This window comes from Pedobacter sandarakinus (genome assembly GCF_026240095.1).
Taxonomy (GTDB): domain Bacteria; phylum Bacteroidota; class Bacteroidia; order Sphingobacteriales; family Sphingobacteriaceae; genus Pedobacter; species Pedobacter sandarakinus.
In genome coordinates, this window is record NZ_JAPIVG010000009.1 from 1 (window position 1) to 15108 (window position 15108).

Sequence of the window (15108 nt, forward strand, 5' to 3'; positions counted from 1 at the left end):
GATGGAAAATTACATATCACCGTACTTTGCGGTATAAAACTAACTGGTTTGGACATGTTGAAGGTGACTTTGAAATGTGCGTACAGTTTTCGATATTTATAACGGCGCTGTGCGGATATTGCAGCGTGACGACTACTATGCTTTTGGGCTGCGTAAGTCCGGGCTGAACGGCAACGGTGCGGTATCATTGGATAACAAGTACCTTTATAATGGCAAGGAGCTGCAAGAGGAGTTGGGACAGTATGATTACGGCGCAAGGTTCTATGACCCGGTTATTGGGTGTTTTAATATGATAGACCCACTTTCTGAAAAATTTATTTACTCTCACCGTACAATTATGTGGCAATTAATCCAATAATGCTTAATGACCCTAATGGTAGAGATTGGACAATCACTATTGATGTTGACAAAGATGGTAGAACCCATTATAATATATTATTTAAAGGTGCGGTAGTTGATGATACATCCAAGCATAATGGCCAAGCTGATAAAGTAGCTAAAGCAATTAAAACAGAATTTGAGGCGCTATTTAATAAAAATGTTGATCATGATGAGAATGGAGGTACGGGCTTTGTCGTTACCGCTAAGGCAGAAATTAATGTTTATGATGATGCTAAATCTATAGGATATAAAGAACTTTATTTAATATTAAAGATAGGACAGACGAGGATTTCGATGTAGAGGGTGGGAATGTTATAGGAAGAGCAATGAATGGTAAGGTTATTTCCTTAAATGAAGAGCATATTGATATGCTAATAAATGGCAAAAATAATAAAACTTTAACACATGAAATAGGGCATACCGGTGGTTTAAAACATCCAGCTGAAGACTATAGTATTAAGTTTGGAAAATATAAATTTTTTGCCGGGCCAACTGCAGGATTAGAAGGTGGTTTAAATTTTATGAATCAGGGAGCAAAATCGCAAAGGACACCGACAGGACCTACTAAGGATCAAATGTATAGAATTTATATGCTATATAGAAGTGGTAAATTAAATAATTCAAATAATCAACTTCATAATGAGTAAAATAATTAATATACAGATGATTGCGTTCATCTTATTGTTTTTATGCTGTAAAGATACAATGATGGAGGAAAAGGAAATTTATTTAGGGAATAAAAGAAAAATAAATTCAAAAGATGATGGTTGTACAGCAGTTGATGTGCTTCAAATTTTCCCAATAAAGAATAATTGTCGCGGAAAAGTTGAAAGCGCAAGTGTATATGTATGTAAAGTATTAGATACGCAGGACACATTATACGTGTTTGATATTTGTGGAAATGTGGCCAGCTCTATTAATAGCAACTTCAAAGATGGCTTTTGTATCTTAAAAAAAAACATTAAGGATTATCCAAATAATAGAAGTTTGAAGATTTATGTGCCAAGTGATTTCATCATAGCGGATGGATCCAGGTTTCTTTATGGAAAAATAACAATGTTAATAGACTAATTTATGCAGCTGCTGTACTCTAATTCTGGCACTAGTCTTAGGAAAAGTTTAGTTGCGCAATTGTTAACTTACAATGCTGAGGGGATTCAGGATAAACTAGGTGCTGGCAATGAAAAAGTCGGGCATTGTTATTTCTGTAGGAGTCCAAGTTTGAGGAGTCTAGCTTTAATTGCTCCATAGGTACGGGAATGTAGTTTGGCGAGCTGTGTAATCTTGATGCCTTCGTTAAAGCGTTCTGCCAGCAGTTTATCTTCTTCTGCGCTCCAGGCTAAAGCCCCTCCAGCGCAAGCGTCCCGCTTGTGATTGAGATGAACATTTAAAATTAATTCAAAAACTACATTCGATACCAAACCCACCTTGGCCTACAACGAGCGGGGCTGGCTAAAGAGCAGCACGAGCAACGAGTTTAGCATGCAGCTTAATTACAATGAGGGCACGGTGCCACAGTACAATGGCAACATCTCCGGGCAGACCTATACCAATGGCAGCAGCAATACCTTCAGTTATCTCTACGATCGGCTGAACCGGTTGAAGGTTTCCAGCGCCGGCAACAGCCTTGGGGAGAGCATCAGCTACGATGTGATGGGCAACATCACTAGCTTAACGCGTGAGGGTTATGGCACCAATAACTACAGCGGCTATAATGGCAAAAGGCTAACGGGTATCAGCGGCTTTATCAATAGTAGTTATGGCTACGATGCCAATGGGAACATGGTTAGCGACAGCCTGAAGGGGATCAACCTCACCTACAACCAGCTGAACCTGCCACAGGCGGTAAGCGGGAGCCAGAACATGGCCTACGTTTACGATGCCATGGGCACCAAGCTGAAGAAAACATCATCGAGCGGGGTAAGTGATTACGTTGGTGGTATCCAGTACAACAATGGGGTAATCGAACTGATCCAGACCGAGGAGGGCTTGGCGAGGAACAACGGGGGCACGTACAGCTATAGCTACAATCTCACCGACCACCTTGGAAATGTGCGTACAGTTTTCGATATTTACAACGGCGCTGTGCGGATATTGCAGCGTGACGACTACTACGCCTTCGGGCTGCGCAAGTCTGGGCTGAACGGCAACGGTGCGGTATCATTGGACAACAAGTACCTTTACAACGGCAAGGAGCTGCAAGAGGAGCTGGGGCAATATGATTACGGCGCAAGGTTCTATGACCCGGTAATAGGCAGGTGGAACGTGGTTGATCCGCTAGCGGAGAAAATGCGGAGGCACTCTCCATGTAATTATGGATTTAATAATCCGATCAGGTTTGTTGATCCAGATGGGATGATGCCCGAATGGAAACCAAGCGTAGTTAACGGCAAACTTACTGCTGTTGCTGAAAAAGGGGACAACGCTGAAACATTAGCTAAGTTTTTGAATGTGGACCAGAAAAAAGCAGACGCACTTTATAGTAAGATGGATAAAGGAGGTAATGTTCAGTTGACGGATGATATTCCTGGCGTTAAAGCTATAAATGCCACAGCAGCTGATGCCAAGAATAACCCAGATAATTATAGCAATAGCTTTTTTGCCAAAATTACAACATCTGAAAATTACAACTGTTTTGGTTGTGCATTGGCTATAGCTGACGGTAAAGCTCCCGATTTTTCAAGTGCGGTAAGTACTAGTAAATTTGAAAATACTGTTGCAGGTTTTTCTGAAATAAAGGGCGGACAAAATGATTTGAAATTTGGTCAGACTGTAATTAGTTTTAGTGAAAAGTCTTGGGATCTTATGAATGGCACAACTGTTACAACTAATCACGCTTCTACTTATTTAGGCACATCAAAAGATGGTACTCAATACACTTGGAGTAAAAATGGATTGTATGCGACGCCAGCAGTGCAGACTGTTCCACAGCTAAGGAAGGAGTATGGTAATATTGTGAATTATTATAATAAGAGATGATAAAGGGTGTACGTCTTTACGTAAGAATACTTTTGGGTGTTCTTATTATGTTTTTGTGTTTTGAGTTATATGTGATTGTATACGAACAAGTATACTTGAAATATAGCCATATACTACCTCTGATTTTATTGGTTTTTTTGCTTGCATACAGAAACAAGATAACGTTGCTTATTATGTTGGTAGTTTGTATCTATGGTGTATTTGATATTATTAAATATGGGAATACCACGAGTTTTTCTACCTCAATGGATTTTACCTCTTCTTTAAATTATTTTATTTTTAGTGGTAAGAATGGTTCTTTTGTTAAAAGGATATTGGGATTGGTTCCGCTTTTTGTTTACTTGACAACCTTTTTTATCTTCCTGACAAACCCCTTAAAAGTGTATTATAATAATATTAGGGGAGAGTATCCTTCTAGTCCTCTATCTTGATAACTATAGTTCAGGTTTCGACTTGTGCTTAAAATAAAATTATAGCAAAGCCCAACAAAGTAAAATTTGTTGGGCTTTGCTGTTTTAATGGGCAAAAGCTTTTTTAGTCTTGCTATAGGCGAGCGCCATATCGATAAAATAATACACCTTGTCCTTTTCCTCTGTGGGCAGGGCTTCGATATCCTCCATCCCTCAACTGGCGCACGCGTGTCGCGTGTGAGAAATGAATATAATTATAACAAGCCCAGCAGTTTAAAACTGTTGGGCTTTTTTAATGTGCATAGGCCTTGCCGGTCTTGGCATCTCGTATGATTGCGTTAGCAAGGAAAAGGAGTTTGTCCTTAATGGAGGGTTCGAGTTCCTCTATTTCGTCAATAAGCTTTAGGGTCTGTTTGTCAAAGCCTTTCCTGCTGCCTTCCCCGGCCAGGTAATGAGCGATACTTCGGGTGTGTATCGGCGATCTTCTTTGCCACGTCTACCGATGGAGAAACCTAATCTGGTTTAAGTGTTCACCTTCCGAGAATACTTAAATCTAAAATGAAAACCTAGGACTGTGTCAGCAATAGAAATATAAAGGTTCACTGCGGCCGCTATCATCCTTTTCTAAGCTTTTTAATTACTTGTCTTGCGATTTGAAATGTGCGTACAGTTTTCGATATTTACAACGGCGCTGTGCGGATATTGCAGCGTGACGACTACTACCCAATCTGGTTTAAGTGTTCGCTCTTCCGCGACCACTTAAATCTAAAATAGAACCAAGGACTTATTTCGGAAGTGTTGCATGAAAATGTTATGGTTCATATATAGCCCTTTCTGAACTTTTTTAATCGCTTTATTTCACGTTTGAAATGTGCGTACAGTTTTCGATATTTACAACGGCGCTGTGCGGATATTGCAGCGTGACGACTACTATGCTTTTGGGCTGCGTAAGTCTGGGCTGAACGGCAACGGTGCGGTATCGTTGGACAACAAGTAACTTTACAATAGCAAGGAGCTCCAAGAGGAGTTGGGGCAGTACGACTATGGCGCAAGGTTCTACGACCCTGTAATTGGCAGGTGGAACGTGGTTGACCCGTTGGCTGATGATTATGTTGATGTTTCTCAATATAACTACGGATTGAATAATCCTATTTTTAATATTGATCCAGACGGTAGAGGAACAATGGGCTTCTACAATGATTATCAATATGGTCAGGATGGAAAATTACCCTCTCTAGTTTAAGTCTCCTATTCTGGTTTAAGTGTTCGCTCTTCCGCGATCACTTAAATCTAAAATAAAAATCAAGGACTTTGTTCGCAATAGTAGCAGGAAAATATAGTAGTTCAAATTTATCATTCTTTGAGCTTTATTTCACGTTTGAAATGTGCGTACAGTTTTCGATATTTACAACGGCGCTGTGCGGATATTGCAGCGTGACAACTACTATGCCTTCGGGCTGCGTAAGTCTGGGCTGAACGGCAACGGTGCGGTATCATTGGATAACAAGTACCTTTACAATGGCAAGGAGCTTCAAGAGGAGCTTGGACAGTATGATTACGGCGCAAGGTTCTATGATCCAATTATTGGAAGGTGGAATGTAATAGACAGATTATCTGAATACCATTTTAATACTAATCCATATCATTATGTACTAAATAACCCATTGAAATACATTGATCCCTTTGGCTTAGATACAGTTAGAACTAATCAAATTGTTCCACCTACTCCAGGAGTGAGACCATTTGACCCAAAAGTAGATGTTATTCAGTTAGAAGGAGCAACTGTTCAAGGCAAATCAAAAGACAATACCAACTCTATTTTATCTCTCGTAGGTGCTACTGCAACGGGTGCTGAAAATATGGTTTATAATAAGGAAACATGGTACAGTTTGAGCCAAATGCGAAACTATTCTCAACGATATTTTGGTAACCAATACCATACTGCAGAAATGATATCTAAGGCAAAAGGATTGTCGAAATTAACTGGAACTGGATTAAAAATTGGAGGATATACTCTAGGTGCTTATGGTTTTTACAGCGTTAATAAAGAATTTTTAGATGGTTCATTGCAATACAATGGTAAACCAATGTCTCAGCAGAGTTTAGTGATGGAAAATATCAGCAATGGAATCTCAACTTTTGGTGGCACAGCAGGAGCTGGATGGGGAATTGGATGGGAGATTGGAAGAAAAATTGCAAGCGATCCTGGATATAGAAAAAACGTTAGGCCTCTACTTCAAGATTTTTTAGGTGTTGAACGAGATGAATATAATCAAGGGTATAGAATTCAAGAAAGGTTAGAAAATCAAAAATGATGGATGTAATTTATTATTATTATTATTTGTTCTATAAAAAGATGTTGAAAGATAATGAACCTAATATGCTTACAATAATGGCATTAAGTGCTTCTTGTTCTTTTCCTGTAGGAATGATTTTGCAAATTATACTAATAAAGAAATATTGTAATATAATTGATGCTTGGCAATTGTTTTTATTAATACCTTTTTTTATTTTAATAAATTATTTCTATTTTTTTAGAAGCGGACGCTTTAAGATTATTTTAGAGAAAAAACCAAAAATCTTAAACAGTAATCTTCTTTCTATTTTTTGTGTTATTCTGTTTTTTTTGATAACTATTTCGTTTATGTTTTTGGGGCCTATTTATGCAAAAGAATTTTTAGTAAATCATTGTGGAAGATAAATTGGTTCACACTTTTATTAGGTGAGAAATAATGAATAGAATTATACCCAAAGCCCAACCCTAAAAAGTTGGGCTTTGTTATTTCTGCAGGAGTTCAAGTTTGATTAGCCTGGCTTTAATGGCTCCGTAGGTACGAGTATGGAGTTTGGCAAGTTCTGTAATCTTGGAGCCATTACCAAAGCGTTCTGCCAGCAATACATCTTCCTCTTCATTCCAAGCTAAACCCTGGTTACCTTTTTGGGCGAGGGCTTCGAGTTGGTTAACGGCGAAGAATAATGCCCTGATGATTTCGGGCTGGTTGTATGGGCTATCGGCCGGGAACACTTCTCCGGTTACGGGGTCTGTGCCGGTGGCCAGCACCTGGAGAATCTCCAGGTGGCGGTTATTATCCTGCATAGGCTTTTTTGGCCTTAAAGTCCCTGATTAGCGCATCAATCACGAGGAATACCTGTTTTTTATCTTCCTCTGGTAGTTTTGATACTTCCTGTATTCTGTTAAGAGTAGAGCTGTCAAGTTCCATATCGGTTTTGCCAACGAGATAATCGAGTGAAACTTCAAGGGCATCAGCCATACGGATAACGACCTCAATGGAGGGCTTTACCTCATCCCTTTCGTAGCGGCCGATGATGTCGCCCGATGTTTCTACAATCTTGCCGAGTTCGCCCTGAGAAAGCTTTTTTTTCTTGCGTAGGGTGGTGATGTGCTGTCCTAAAGTCATACACTTATTTCGCAAGTGTTGCATGAAAATGTTATGGTTCATATTTAGCCCTTTCTGAACTTTTTTAATCGCCTTATTTCACGTTTGAAATGTGCGTACAGTTTTCGATATTTACAACGGCACTGTGCGGATATTGCAGCGTGACGACTACTATGCTTTTGGGCTGCGTAAGTCTGGGCTGAACGGCAACGGTGCGGTATCATTGGATAACAAGTACCTTTACAATGGCAAGGAGCTGCAAGAGGAATTGTTTCAGTATGATTACAGCGCAAGGTTCTATGATCCGGTGATTGGTAGGTGGAATGTAATAGACCCTAAAGCAGAGCTAGGCAGGAGGTGGTCTCCATATAACTATACTTTTAATAATCCGATAAGGTTTGTTGATCCTGATGGGATGTGGCCTTGGCCAAGTTGGAAAGATATTCAAAAAAGCTTTAACAAATTTACATCAAGCCTGCCTAAAATAGATTTTAGTGCAAAAATGACTTTTGGCGCTCAAGCTGGTGTGACACTAGGAAAAATAGCAAAGGCAGATTTAACAATTTTTAGCTTGAACGTTGCCGAGGCTAAGGTATCTTCAGAAAAGGGTAAAATTACAAAATCACAGTCAGAAGTGCTTGGTATGGATACTAAAACAGGGAAAAGTAATGGAATCCAAACAGAGCACAAGGCAGGAATAAGTATTTTGGTTACAACTGCTGAAGGAGGATTTGAGCACCAATTACATGGTGATTCACAAGGACCTTACACTACGGGGACCAAAAGTGTAGTAAAATTAGGTGGACTTCTTGGTGATTCAGATTTTAAACCATCTACTTCTTCTGCTTCTGTGGAAATTGATAAGCCTAGCGTAGGTGCTAGTCTCTCAGCAACGCAAGTTACGGAGTCTAGGTACGGAACTCCAATTGGAAAATATAAAGAAAACTCTTTTTCTGTAGCTTGGAAAGCCTTATTAGGGGTAGAATTAAAATTTACATGGTAATTATGTTGTTAAAAGGGTTTAAACCAGAAGAACTAATCTTTGGAGGAATAGCTATTTCATCAATTATATTAGAAACAAGATCTGTTGTTCCAGCAATGATATCTTGTGGCTTATTGAGTTTTTATTATTTGATTTTTTGCTGGTATTTGTTCTCTTTGAAAGATGAGAAAAGGATTTTTCGCTCAAGATCATTTGGTATCTTATATGCTTTAATATGGTTAATTATTGGTGCTTGTGCAGTTAAAATGTTTGGAGAACTGAATTGGTTCTTTTATTTTATAGAAGTCTTATTGCTTTTATCTATCAGTCTGTATCTATTTTTAAATAGAAAAAAGAATAGTGATGTTTTTAATTCAACGAATTATTGGAGAATTTCTATAATTACATTCCTTAATATTTTTATTCTTATTTTTAAATAATAGGATTAATGACATCCCCTTCTAGCGCAAGCGTCCCGCTTGTGCTTAAAATAAATTAAATCCATAGCCTGGCAGTTTAAAATTGCCAGGCTATGTTATTTCAGCAGGAGTTCTAGTTTGGCAAGTCTTGCTTTAATAGCTCCATAGATTCTGGAGTGTAATTTATCGAGTTGTGTAATCTTTGTGCCTTCGGCAAAGCGTTGAGTGAGCAGGTTATCTTCTTGTTGATTCCATGCTAAACCTTTGTTAAATTTTTGGGCTATCCCCATCTAGCGCAAGCGTTTCGCTTGTGCTAGAAAAAATCAAATTCCTAATCTGGTTTAAGTGTTCGCTCTTCCGCGACCACTTAAATCTAAAATAGAACCAAGGACTTATTTCGCATGTGTAGCATGAAAATGTTATGGTTCATATTTAGCCCTTTCTGAACTTTTTTAATCGCTTTATCAGACCCTCTCTGGTTTATGTGTTCGATATTTTAGCGGTCACTTAAATTCCCCATCTAGCGCAAGCTCCCCGCTTGTGATTTAAGGAACCATTTAAAATCAATTAAAAAAACTATATTCGATAATGAGCGTAAAGTATAAGTTCCCTCTAGCGCAAGCGTTCCGCTTGTGATTTGGATAAACATCTAAAATCAATGTGAGAAATATATCTTCGATGATGAGCGTAGAATATAAGTTCAGGGACCAAGGAGAATTATTTTCTGTCAGCTTTGCCGTTGTTTACTGGCTGGACAAATTCATAAGGAACCCTCTCTGGTTTAAGTGTTCCCTCATCTGGTTTAAGTGTTCGCTATTTTAGCGATCACTTAAATTCTAAAATGAAGACCGAAGACTTTGTCTGGTAATATTTGCAGAGAAGAAAATTATGCTACAGCCCAATCTGGTTTAAGTGTTCGCTCTTCCGCGACCACTTAAATCTAAAATAGAACCAAGGACTTATTTCGGAAGTGTTGCATGAAAATGTTATGGTTCATATATAGCCCTTTCTGAACTTTTTTAATCGCTTTATTTCACGTTTGAAATGTGCGTACAGTTTTCGATATTTACAACGGCGCTGTGCGGATATTGCAGCGTGACGACTACTATGCTTTTGGGCTGCGTAAGTCTGGGCTGAACGGCAACGGTGCGGTATCATTGGACAACAAGTACCTTTACAAAGGCAAGGAGCTGCTAGAGGAATTGGGGCAGTACGATTACGGGCGCCAGGTTCTATAATCCGGTTCTAGCCAGATGGAATGCCATAGATCCTATGGCCAAAAAAATGCGTAGTTTTTCTCCATATACTTATGCTTTTAATAATCCAGTAAGCTTTACCGATCCTGATGGAATGATTCCTATGCCGTTCCAGACGCCAGGTATGGGGACATTTTTTGTTCCCACCACAATGGACGATGCAAGACTTATGGGAAATGAAATGGGCCGTATGGGGCTTGAATTTCTGAAAGATATTTCAACGATAAACAGCAGTAAAGAACTACAGGAAAATCTTCAGTTCTACATGCTAAATGAGTTAAAATTCGGGATGAACAGGGGGCGCGAATATGAAGCAATGTTACGTTCCGGTGGTAATCCTAATGATATCGATCTACAATATCAGATAAATAAGGCAATTGGCATTGCCAAGCTGGCAAAGAGTGGTGCAGAGTGGATGGCATTTGGTGCTAGTGCAGGTGAAATGGGAATAGCGGCCTCCATGCTAAAAACACCAGCTCCTTTTATTATTAAGGAAGTTGTAAAGGAAACTGAAAAAGAATTTGTAAAAGTTGCTGAGAAAAGGATTGTCACTGCTAGTGAAAACACAGCTTTACTAAGTTCGAAAGCACCTGTTAAGGTGGGAGCACAAGTGGAACAGTATACCATAAGGGCTGCCGAAGATGGATTTTATCCCGTTATGAAACGAGGCTTTGGGAATGCGCAGGAGGCCGCTTGGTTAAATAAACGCGATGTTTGGAAATTTGGAACAACTAAGAATCCTCAAACAAGGTACAGTCAAAGCTTTTTGGACAATACAGGTGCAGGATTAAAATATACAACCGAATTTTCCGGGACCTTGAAAGAAGCAACGACATTAGAAAGAATGAAGATTTTGAATTTTAAACAACAAACAGGATTTTTACCTGTAGGTAATAAAATAGTTAGATAGAATATGAGATTTTTTATAACATGTGATAGCTTTTGGGAAACCCGGGTTGATAAAGTTATTGACAGTATAGATAATACAGGGTATAAGCAATATTTTTCAGAGCAAGATTATGGCAGTTCATTACAAGGTGTTACGATTGTATTGATGTGTCAGGACCCGAATCTGAACCTAAAGAAAAGAATTCGATTTTCAAAGAAGGAGAAGAAAATTTATATAGATATTATGTTGGACTTAAATCAGTTCCTTAAAATAGACCAAAAAGAACGGGAAAAAATAGTTGTTGAAAAAATAATAGTCGAAATTCCACCAATTATCGCAAAATATAAATTTGAGGATTTCAACTATATAAAGTTTAAAGCGGATCTACAAAAATGGATGTCAAAAATTTTATAGTGTAATTGTATGAAATAGCCACTAATTAATCGGACAGTTGGTAGTTTTTACTAATTGTCAGATTGAACGGGTATGTAAAATAAACTGTGTCAATCTAAAATAATGCTTCTCAAAAAACTTAGTTCAAATCTAATATCATTCTTTCAGGAAACCAAATGACAAGTTTCTGAGTAGTTGTAGCCCAATTGCTCAGCGGCATAGTCCATTTCTGGCTGATATTCTTTTTCGCCATATAGATCAGTTTTAGCAACGCCATATCTGAAGTAAATGCACCTTTAGTTTTGGTGACTTTCCTTACCTGTCGATGGAATCCCTCAATGGTATTTGTGGTGTAAATGAGTTTTCTGACGGCAGTATCATATCGAAAATAGCTGGTAAGTTTAGGTCAGTTTCTTCTCCAGGACTCCAGCACTTTTTCATATTTCTTACCCCATTTTTCATCAAGTTCATCTAGCCTAAGTTCTGCCAACTCCAGGGTTTCTGCCTGGTAAACAGGCTTCAAGTCTTTTATGAAAACTTTCTGGTCCTTTGAGGCAACATATTTTAAACTGTTACGTATCTGGTGAACAATGCATGTTTGTATCTCCGTTTGTGGGTAAACAGCATTGATTGCCTGTGGAAATCCATTCAGATTATCAATGCAGGCGATCAAAATATCTTTAACTCCCCGGTTTTGTAGATCGGTAAGCACGCTCAGCCAAAAATTGGCACCTTCGCTTTGAGAAACATACATTCCTAAAAGTTCTTTATGTCCGTGCCGGTCTATCCCAACTATGTTGTAGGCTGCATGTGAAACCATTCGATGATCTTGTTTTACTTTGTAATGCATCGCGTCAAGCCAAACAATTGTATAGAGCTCCTCAAAATGGTCTGGATTGCCAATCCTTTACCTCGGGTATAATCTTATCGGTAATAACAGAAAGTGTTGCATGACTGATTGCAGTATCATACATATCCTTGATGTGCCTGGAAATATCACGCAGGCTCATGCCTAATCTATACAGGCCAATATCTTGCCTTCAAGACTTTCTGCTGAAATGGTTTCTCTTTTGCGTACAATTTCGGGCTCGAAGGTAGCGTTTCGATCTCTTGGGGTCTGAATGGAAATTGTACCAGCGGAAGTTTTGATGTCCTTGGTGGTCTTGCCATTTTTGCGATTGCCCGAAAAACGCTCATTCTCATCGAGATGAGCTTCTATTTCTGCTTCAAGGGCAGAATCAAGAAAACTTTTAAGCAAAGGAGCGAAAGCACCATCTTTGCCGTAAAAGGATTTGCCCGAACGCAATTGCTCAAGGGCTTTTTGTTTCATTAGCTCATAATCGAGCTGTTCGTCTCTCGTCATAGTAAAATGTACCTAAAGCTAGTAATTTAACTTTTGACACAGTTTATTTTACAATCTCGTTTATGACCGATATCAGTTTGTTTCTATTTGTGCACAAACTGATATCAATAAGTAGAGCATTTCTGGTAATCGGGTTAATGTTATTTTGCATAACTGCTTGCTACACTATTAGTTCTTACCCAACGGAATTGCTTTGCCAAAACCCTTTCACTCAGCATTTTTGTTCAGTTTTATTCCAGTAGTATGGGTTTTATTAAGACCATTAATGAAGAAAGATCAAGTAAGGCTATTAGCATTTGATAAAGTACTTAGGCCTTCTTTTTTTAAGTTGTTTGATTTTTTTTTTTTTATAAGTTTGTCTTCTATCTTATCTTAATTTATCAGGTTAGCGTATTGTGTTTTCGTGTTTTTTAATTTTTCTTCAATATGACTATTGAACAAAAGAACAACTTTTTAGCAAATTTGTCGCCTATATATAAATCAAATCCTACAATGGCAAAATTGGGGCTGGCATTTACACTTCTTCCAATTCTGATTTTGATTCCGGGACTTATTATTATTTCATCTATTAATACAGAATATTATCAAAAATATGATTTAGATAAGATTGATAAAGAAGGTAAATTATTTGCTGGTAAAATCACTGAAATTCAAGTTGATAGGATGTTTACAGTAAATGACGAACACCCAAGAATCATCAGTTATACTTTCAATATTGATAATAATAAATTTGATGATAAAATGAAAGTTCTTGATCCGGATGTTACGTTTAATATGAAAGTTGGAGATGCTGTGGATGTTAAAAGTTTGGGGAAAGAGTCTAAGTTGGTCAATATAAAAGCTTTTGTTTTTCCTTTTTCTGTTTTTTTTATACTGCCTTTAATTTTTCTAATCTTGGGGATGATATTCCTAACAGTATTAGTTATTAAATATAAAAATGCTAAGCGGATTCAGGTAAGCTAAAATACTTCAAGCCAGTGAAATTTTGCATTTCAACGAAAGTTGTGGCAATACTTTCAAAGAGTTGGCAGGTTTAAATTAATCCACAAAAGACCACCTTTAGGTCCTTGATGAAATAGCAATCTAAGGATGCGCCTATAGGAAGCGGCTGGACGATTTGGAATAGTTCAGATAACATTGGCGGAGATCTTAATGCGAGGTTTCAACCACACGCCAGCCAGATTGATGATATCGGAGACTGGTCTCTGTTCATTAGCTATGCGGGTCAATTCCGAACCAATAAAAATTTAGTTCCATTTTGGAGAGCTAAGCAGTTGAAGCCTACAACTTTTTCGCTTGCAGCATCTAATAGTGTTGATTTATATTCTACAGTTGATAACGGAAAGACCGTTTATAAAATGTTTGATACCCTTGAGCAATTACTTGTTGATCCAGTGAGAAAAGATACTATAATTGAGTCTGTGGCAAGAGAAAGAATGATCAAGAGATTTGGGTCTATTAACTACAATAATTTTATTTTTACAGGTAATACTGTTACAATTAGAAAAGAAATAAAATAATTTACGAACGATTTGAATAAATACAAAGTTTTAATATCAATTGCAGCTATTGTAGTAATCTCTGGATGGTTATTTTATTTAAACCGGGAGGATATACAAATTGCGATGACAAAAATGTCAAGCCTTGACGCGACCTCGGTTACACATGAAAAAAATAATCATGAGATAGTCAAGAATTACAGGAGCGGTAACCTGGTTTCGGTCACTCATCTAACCAAAGGGGTGAAACAAGGGTGGGAATATCTATATTATGAGAATGGTAATATACAAAGCAAGGTCCGTATGATTAAGGGACTTCCCGAAGGACGAAAGGAAGTATACAATACTGATGGTAAGCTACTACGTTCTGAAAATTATTTCTTTGGAGTTCCTTACGGATCGTGGTATCATTATAAAGATGATAAATTAATAGGCTACAATCTGTATGATGTTACCGGAAAAGTAAGTTTTGTGATGGCCTATAAAGATGATGGAGGTCTGGATGTCAAAAAGATGGATGGGTATGTTGTATGTTTTGATTTCTATTCAATTACGGCCAAAGGACACCGCTCGGTAGTTGTGACAGGGAGGAATGCGGATCCAAACCCGCCAAATGATATTAATGATCTGCTGATTACCGTAGCAGCACCTCCAAGAACCAAACTTGTTGTTAAAATAATTATTAATTCAAAGGAAATCAGTTACAAAAAAAGAGATCCCAATACAATTGTGATACAGGATTTTTTCAAGCAAAGTGGGAAGTTTGATATAAAAGTTGAAAGTTCTTTATTTGATATGAATAATAAAAATATAAATGGGATTAATATTGAGCAAACAATATTGTTAGAATAAGTTTTGCTGAAAGAGCATCCGATTTGGTGTATGTATATAAACACCCTTTTACCCCCCTCTGGTTTAAGTGTTCGCTATTTTAGCGATCACTTAAATTCTAAAATGATGACCGAAGACTTTGTCTGGTAATATTTGCAGAGAAGAAAATTATGCTACAGCCTAATCTGGTTTAAGTGTTCGCTCTTACGCGACCACTTAAATCTAAAATAGAACCAAGGACTTATTTCGCAAGTGTAGCATGAAAATGTTATGGTTCATATAGCCCTTTCTGAACTTTTTTAATCGCC

The 15108-nt window shown here is 37.9% G+C and carries 15 protein-coding genes and 3 pseudogenes; 15 read left to right on the forward strand and 3 right to left on the reverse strand.

The features are described 5' to 3' along the window. The first annotated feature begins 109 nt into the window (after nucleotides 1-109). From OQ268_RS17920 to OQ268_RS17570, 8 genes and pseudogenes are all read left to right on the forward strand, one after another. The gene (locus OQ268_RS17920; RefSeq protein WP_323670602.1) at nucleotides 110-358 is read left to right on the forward strand and encodes an RHS repeat domain-containing protein; all 249 of its coding nucleotides are present in this window, start codon (nucleotides 110-112) and stop codon (nucleotides 356-358) included. After that, nucleotides 340-681, forward strand: a complete 342-nt coding sequence (locus OQ268_RS17835) for a hypothetical protein (RefSeq protein ID WP_322974041.1) — start codon at nucleotides 340-342, stop codon at nucleotides 679-681. The genes OQ268_RS17920 and OQ268_RS17835 overlap by 19 nt, the downstream gene beginning before the upstream one ends. A gap of 26 nt (nucleotides 682-707) precedes the next feature. Beyond that, a complete protein-coding gene (locus OQ268_RS17545) occupies nucleotides 708-1028 on the forward strand; it encodes a hypothetical protein (RefSeq protein WP_265858109.1) in 321 nt (106 codons plus the stop codon). After that, a complete protein-coding gene (locus OQ268_RS17550; protein ID WP_265858111.1) occupies nucleotides 1021-1452 on the forward strand; it encodes a hypothetical protein in 432 nt (143 codons plus the stop codon). Before OQ268_RS17545 ends, OQ268_RS17550 begins: the two co-directional genes overlap by 8 nt. A 357-nt stretch (nucleotides 1453-1809) precedes the next feature. Continuing rightward, a complete protein-coding gene (locus OQ268_RS17555; protein WP_265858112.1) occupies nucleotides 1810-3360 on the forward strand; it encodes an RHS repeat domain-containing protein in 1551 nt (516 codons plus the stop codon). Nucleotides 3361-4782: 1422 nt separating this feature from the next. After that, nucleotides 4783-5013: pseudogene (locus tag OQ268_RS18000) on the forward strand (RHS repeat-associated core domain-containing protein); the annotation flags it as partial. Nucleotides 5014-5155: 142 nt separating this feature from the next. Beyond that, nucleotides 5156-6085: an RHS repeat-associated core domain-containing protein gene (locus OQ268_RS17845; RefSeq protein WP_322974042.1), complete on the forward strand. Its 930-nt coding sequence runs from the start codon at nucleotides 5156-5158 to the stop codon at nucleotides 6083-6085. Nucleotides 6086-6126: 41 nt separating this feature from the next. Further along, on the forward strand, nucleotides 6127-6471 hold the full coding sequence (locus OQ268_RS17570) for a hypothetical protein (RefSeq protein WP_265858113.1): 345 nt from the start codon (nucleotides 6127-6129) through the stop codon (nucleotides 6469-6471). Nucleotides 6472-6549: 78 nt separating this feature from the next. Here the strand turns inward: OQ268_RS17570 and OQ268_RS17575 are convergent, their stop codons facing one another. Beyond that, nucleotides 6550-6867, reverse strand: a complete 318-nt coding sequence (locus tag OQ268_RS17575) for a hypothetical protein (protein ID WP_265858114.1) — start codon at nucleotides 6865-6867, stop codon at nucleotides 6550-6552. Next, nucleotides 6857-7213 (reverse strand): helix-turn-helix domain-containing protein, encoded by a 357-nt coding sequence (locus OQ268_RS17580; protein WP_265858115.1) that lies wholly within the window; start codon nucleotides 7211-7213, stop codon nucleotides 6857-6859. Before OQ268_RS17580 ends, OQ268_RS17575 begins: the two co-directional genes overlap by 11 nt. A 64-nt stretch (nucleotides 7214-7277) precedes the next feature. Between OQ268_RS17580 and OQ268_RS17930 the strand changes: the two are divergent. The 4 genes and pseudogenes from OQ268_RS17930 to OQ268_RS17600 all read left to right on the forward strand — a co-directional run. After that, nucleotides 7278-7592 (forward strand): annotated as a pseudogene (locus tag OQ268_RS17930) (RHS repeat-associated core domain-containing protein); the annotation flags it as partial. A gap of 581 nt (nucleotides 7593-8173) precedes the next feature. Continuing rightward, nucleotides 8174-8590, forward strand: coding sequence for a hypothetical protein (locus OQ268_RS17590; protein ID WP_265858117.1), 417 nt, complete (start codon nucleotides 8174-8176; stop codon nucleotides 8588-8590). Between the two features lie 1251 nt (nucleotides 8591-9841). Then, the gene (locus OQ268_RS17855) at nucleotides 9842-10735 is read left to right on the forward strand and encodes a hypothetical protein (protein WP_323670601.1); all 894 of its coding nucleotides are present in this window, start codon (nucleotides 9842-9844) and stop codon (nucleotides 10733-10735) included. Between the two features lie 3 nt (nucleotides 10736-10738). After that, nucleotides 10739-11128, forward strand: a complete 390-nt coding sequence (locus OQ268_RS17600) for a hypothetical protein (protein ID WP_265858118.1) — start codon at nucleotides 10739-10741, stop codon at nucleotides 11126-11128. Nucleotides 11129-11246: 118 nt separating this feature from the next. On the opposite strand, the pseudogene OQ268_RS17605 reads toward OQ268_RS17600, so the two are convergent. After that, nucleotides 11247-12470, reverse strand: a pseudogene (locus tag OQ268_RS17605) (IS256 family transposase). A 426-nt stretch (nucleotides 12471-12896) separates the two neighbouring features. On the opposite strand from OQ268_RS17605, the gene OQ268_RS17610 reads away from it, so the two are divergent. From OQ268_RS17610 to OQ268_RS17620, 3 genes are all read left to right on the forward strand, one after another. Further along, on the forward strand, nucleotides 12897-13433 hold the full coding sequence (locus tag OQ268_RS17610) for a hypothetical protein (RefSeq protein WP_265858120.1): 537 nt from the start codon (nucleotides 12897-12899) through the stop codon (nucleotides 13431-13433). 311 nt (nucleotides 13434-13744) lie between these two features. After that, complete coding sequence (locus OQ268_RS17615) at nucleotides 13745-13990, forward strand: hypothetical protein (RefSeq protein ID WP_265858122.1); 246 nt, start codon at nucleotides 13745-13747, stop codon at nucleotides 13988-13990. 12 nt (nucleotides 13991-14002) lie between these two features. Then, on the forward strand, nucleotides 14003-14821 hold the full coding sequence (locus OQ268_RS17620; protein WP_265858124.1) for a toxin-antitoxin system YwqK family antitoxin: 819 nt from the start codon (nucleotides 14003-14005) through the stop codon (nucleotides 14819-14821). Nucleotides 14822-15108: the final 287 nt, after the last annotated feature.

What these genes read in the sequence shown, in the direction of transcription:
- OQ268_RS17570 (WP_265858113.1), top strand. Translation starts at nt 6,127, where the DNA reads ATGTTGAAAGATAATGAACCTAATATGCTTACAATAATGGCATTAAGT.
- OQ268_RS17580 (WP_265858115.1), bottom strand. Translation starts at nt 7,213, where the DNA reads ATGCAACACTTGCGAAATAAGTGTATGACTTTAGGACAGCACATCACC.
- OQ268_RS17575 (WP_265858114.1), bottom strand. Translation starts at nt 6,867, where the DNA reads ATGCAGGATAATAACCGCCACCTGGAGATTCTCCAGGTGCTGGCCACC.
- OQ268_RS17610 (WP_265858120.1), top strand. Translation starts at nt 12,897, where the DNA reads ATGACTATTGAACAAAAGAACAACTTTTTAGCAAATTTGTCGCCTATA.
- OQ268_RS17590 (WP_265858117.1), top strand. Translation starts at nt 8,174, where the DNA reads ATGTTGTTAAAAGGGTTTAAACCAGAAGAACTAATCTTTGGAGGAATA.
- OQ268_RS17545 (WP_265858109.1), top strand. Translation starts at nt 708, where the DNA reads ATGAATGGTAAGGTTATTTCCTTAAATGAAGAGCATATTGATATGCTA.
- OQ268_RS17855 (WP_323670601.1), top strand. Translation starts at nt 9,842, where the DNA reads ATGGCCAAAAAAATGCGTAGTTTTTCTCCATATACTTATGCTTTTAAT.
- OQ268_RS17600 (WP_265858118.1), top strand. Translation starts at nt 10,739, where the DNA reads ATGAGATTTTTTATAACATGTGATAGCTTTTGGGAAACCCGGGTTGAT.
- OQ268_RS17550 (WP_265858111.1), top strand. Translation starts at nt 1,021, where the DNA reads ATGAGTAAAATAATTAATATACAGATGATTGCGTTCATCTTATTGTTT.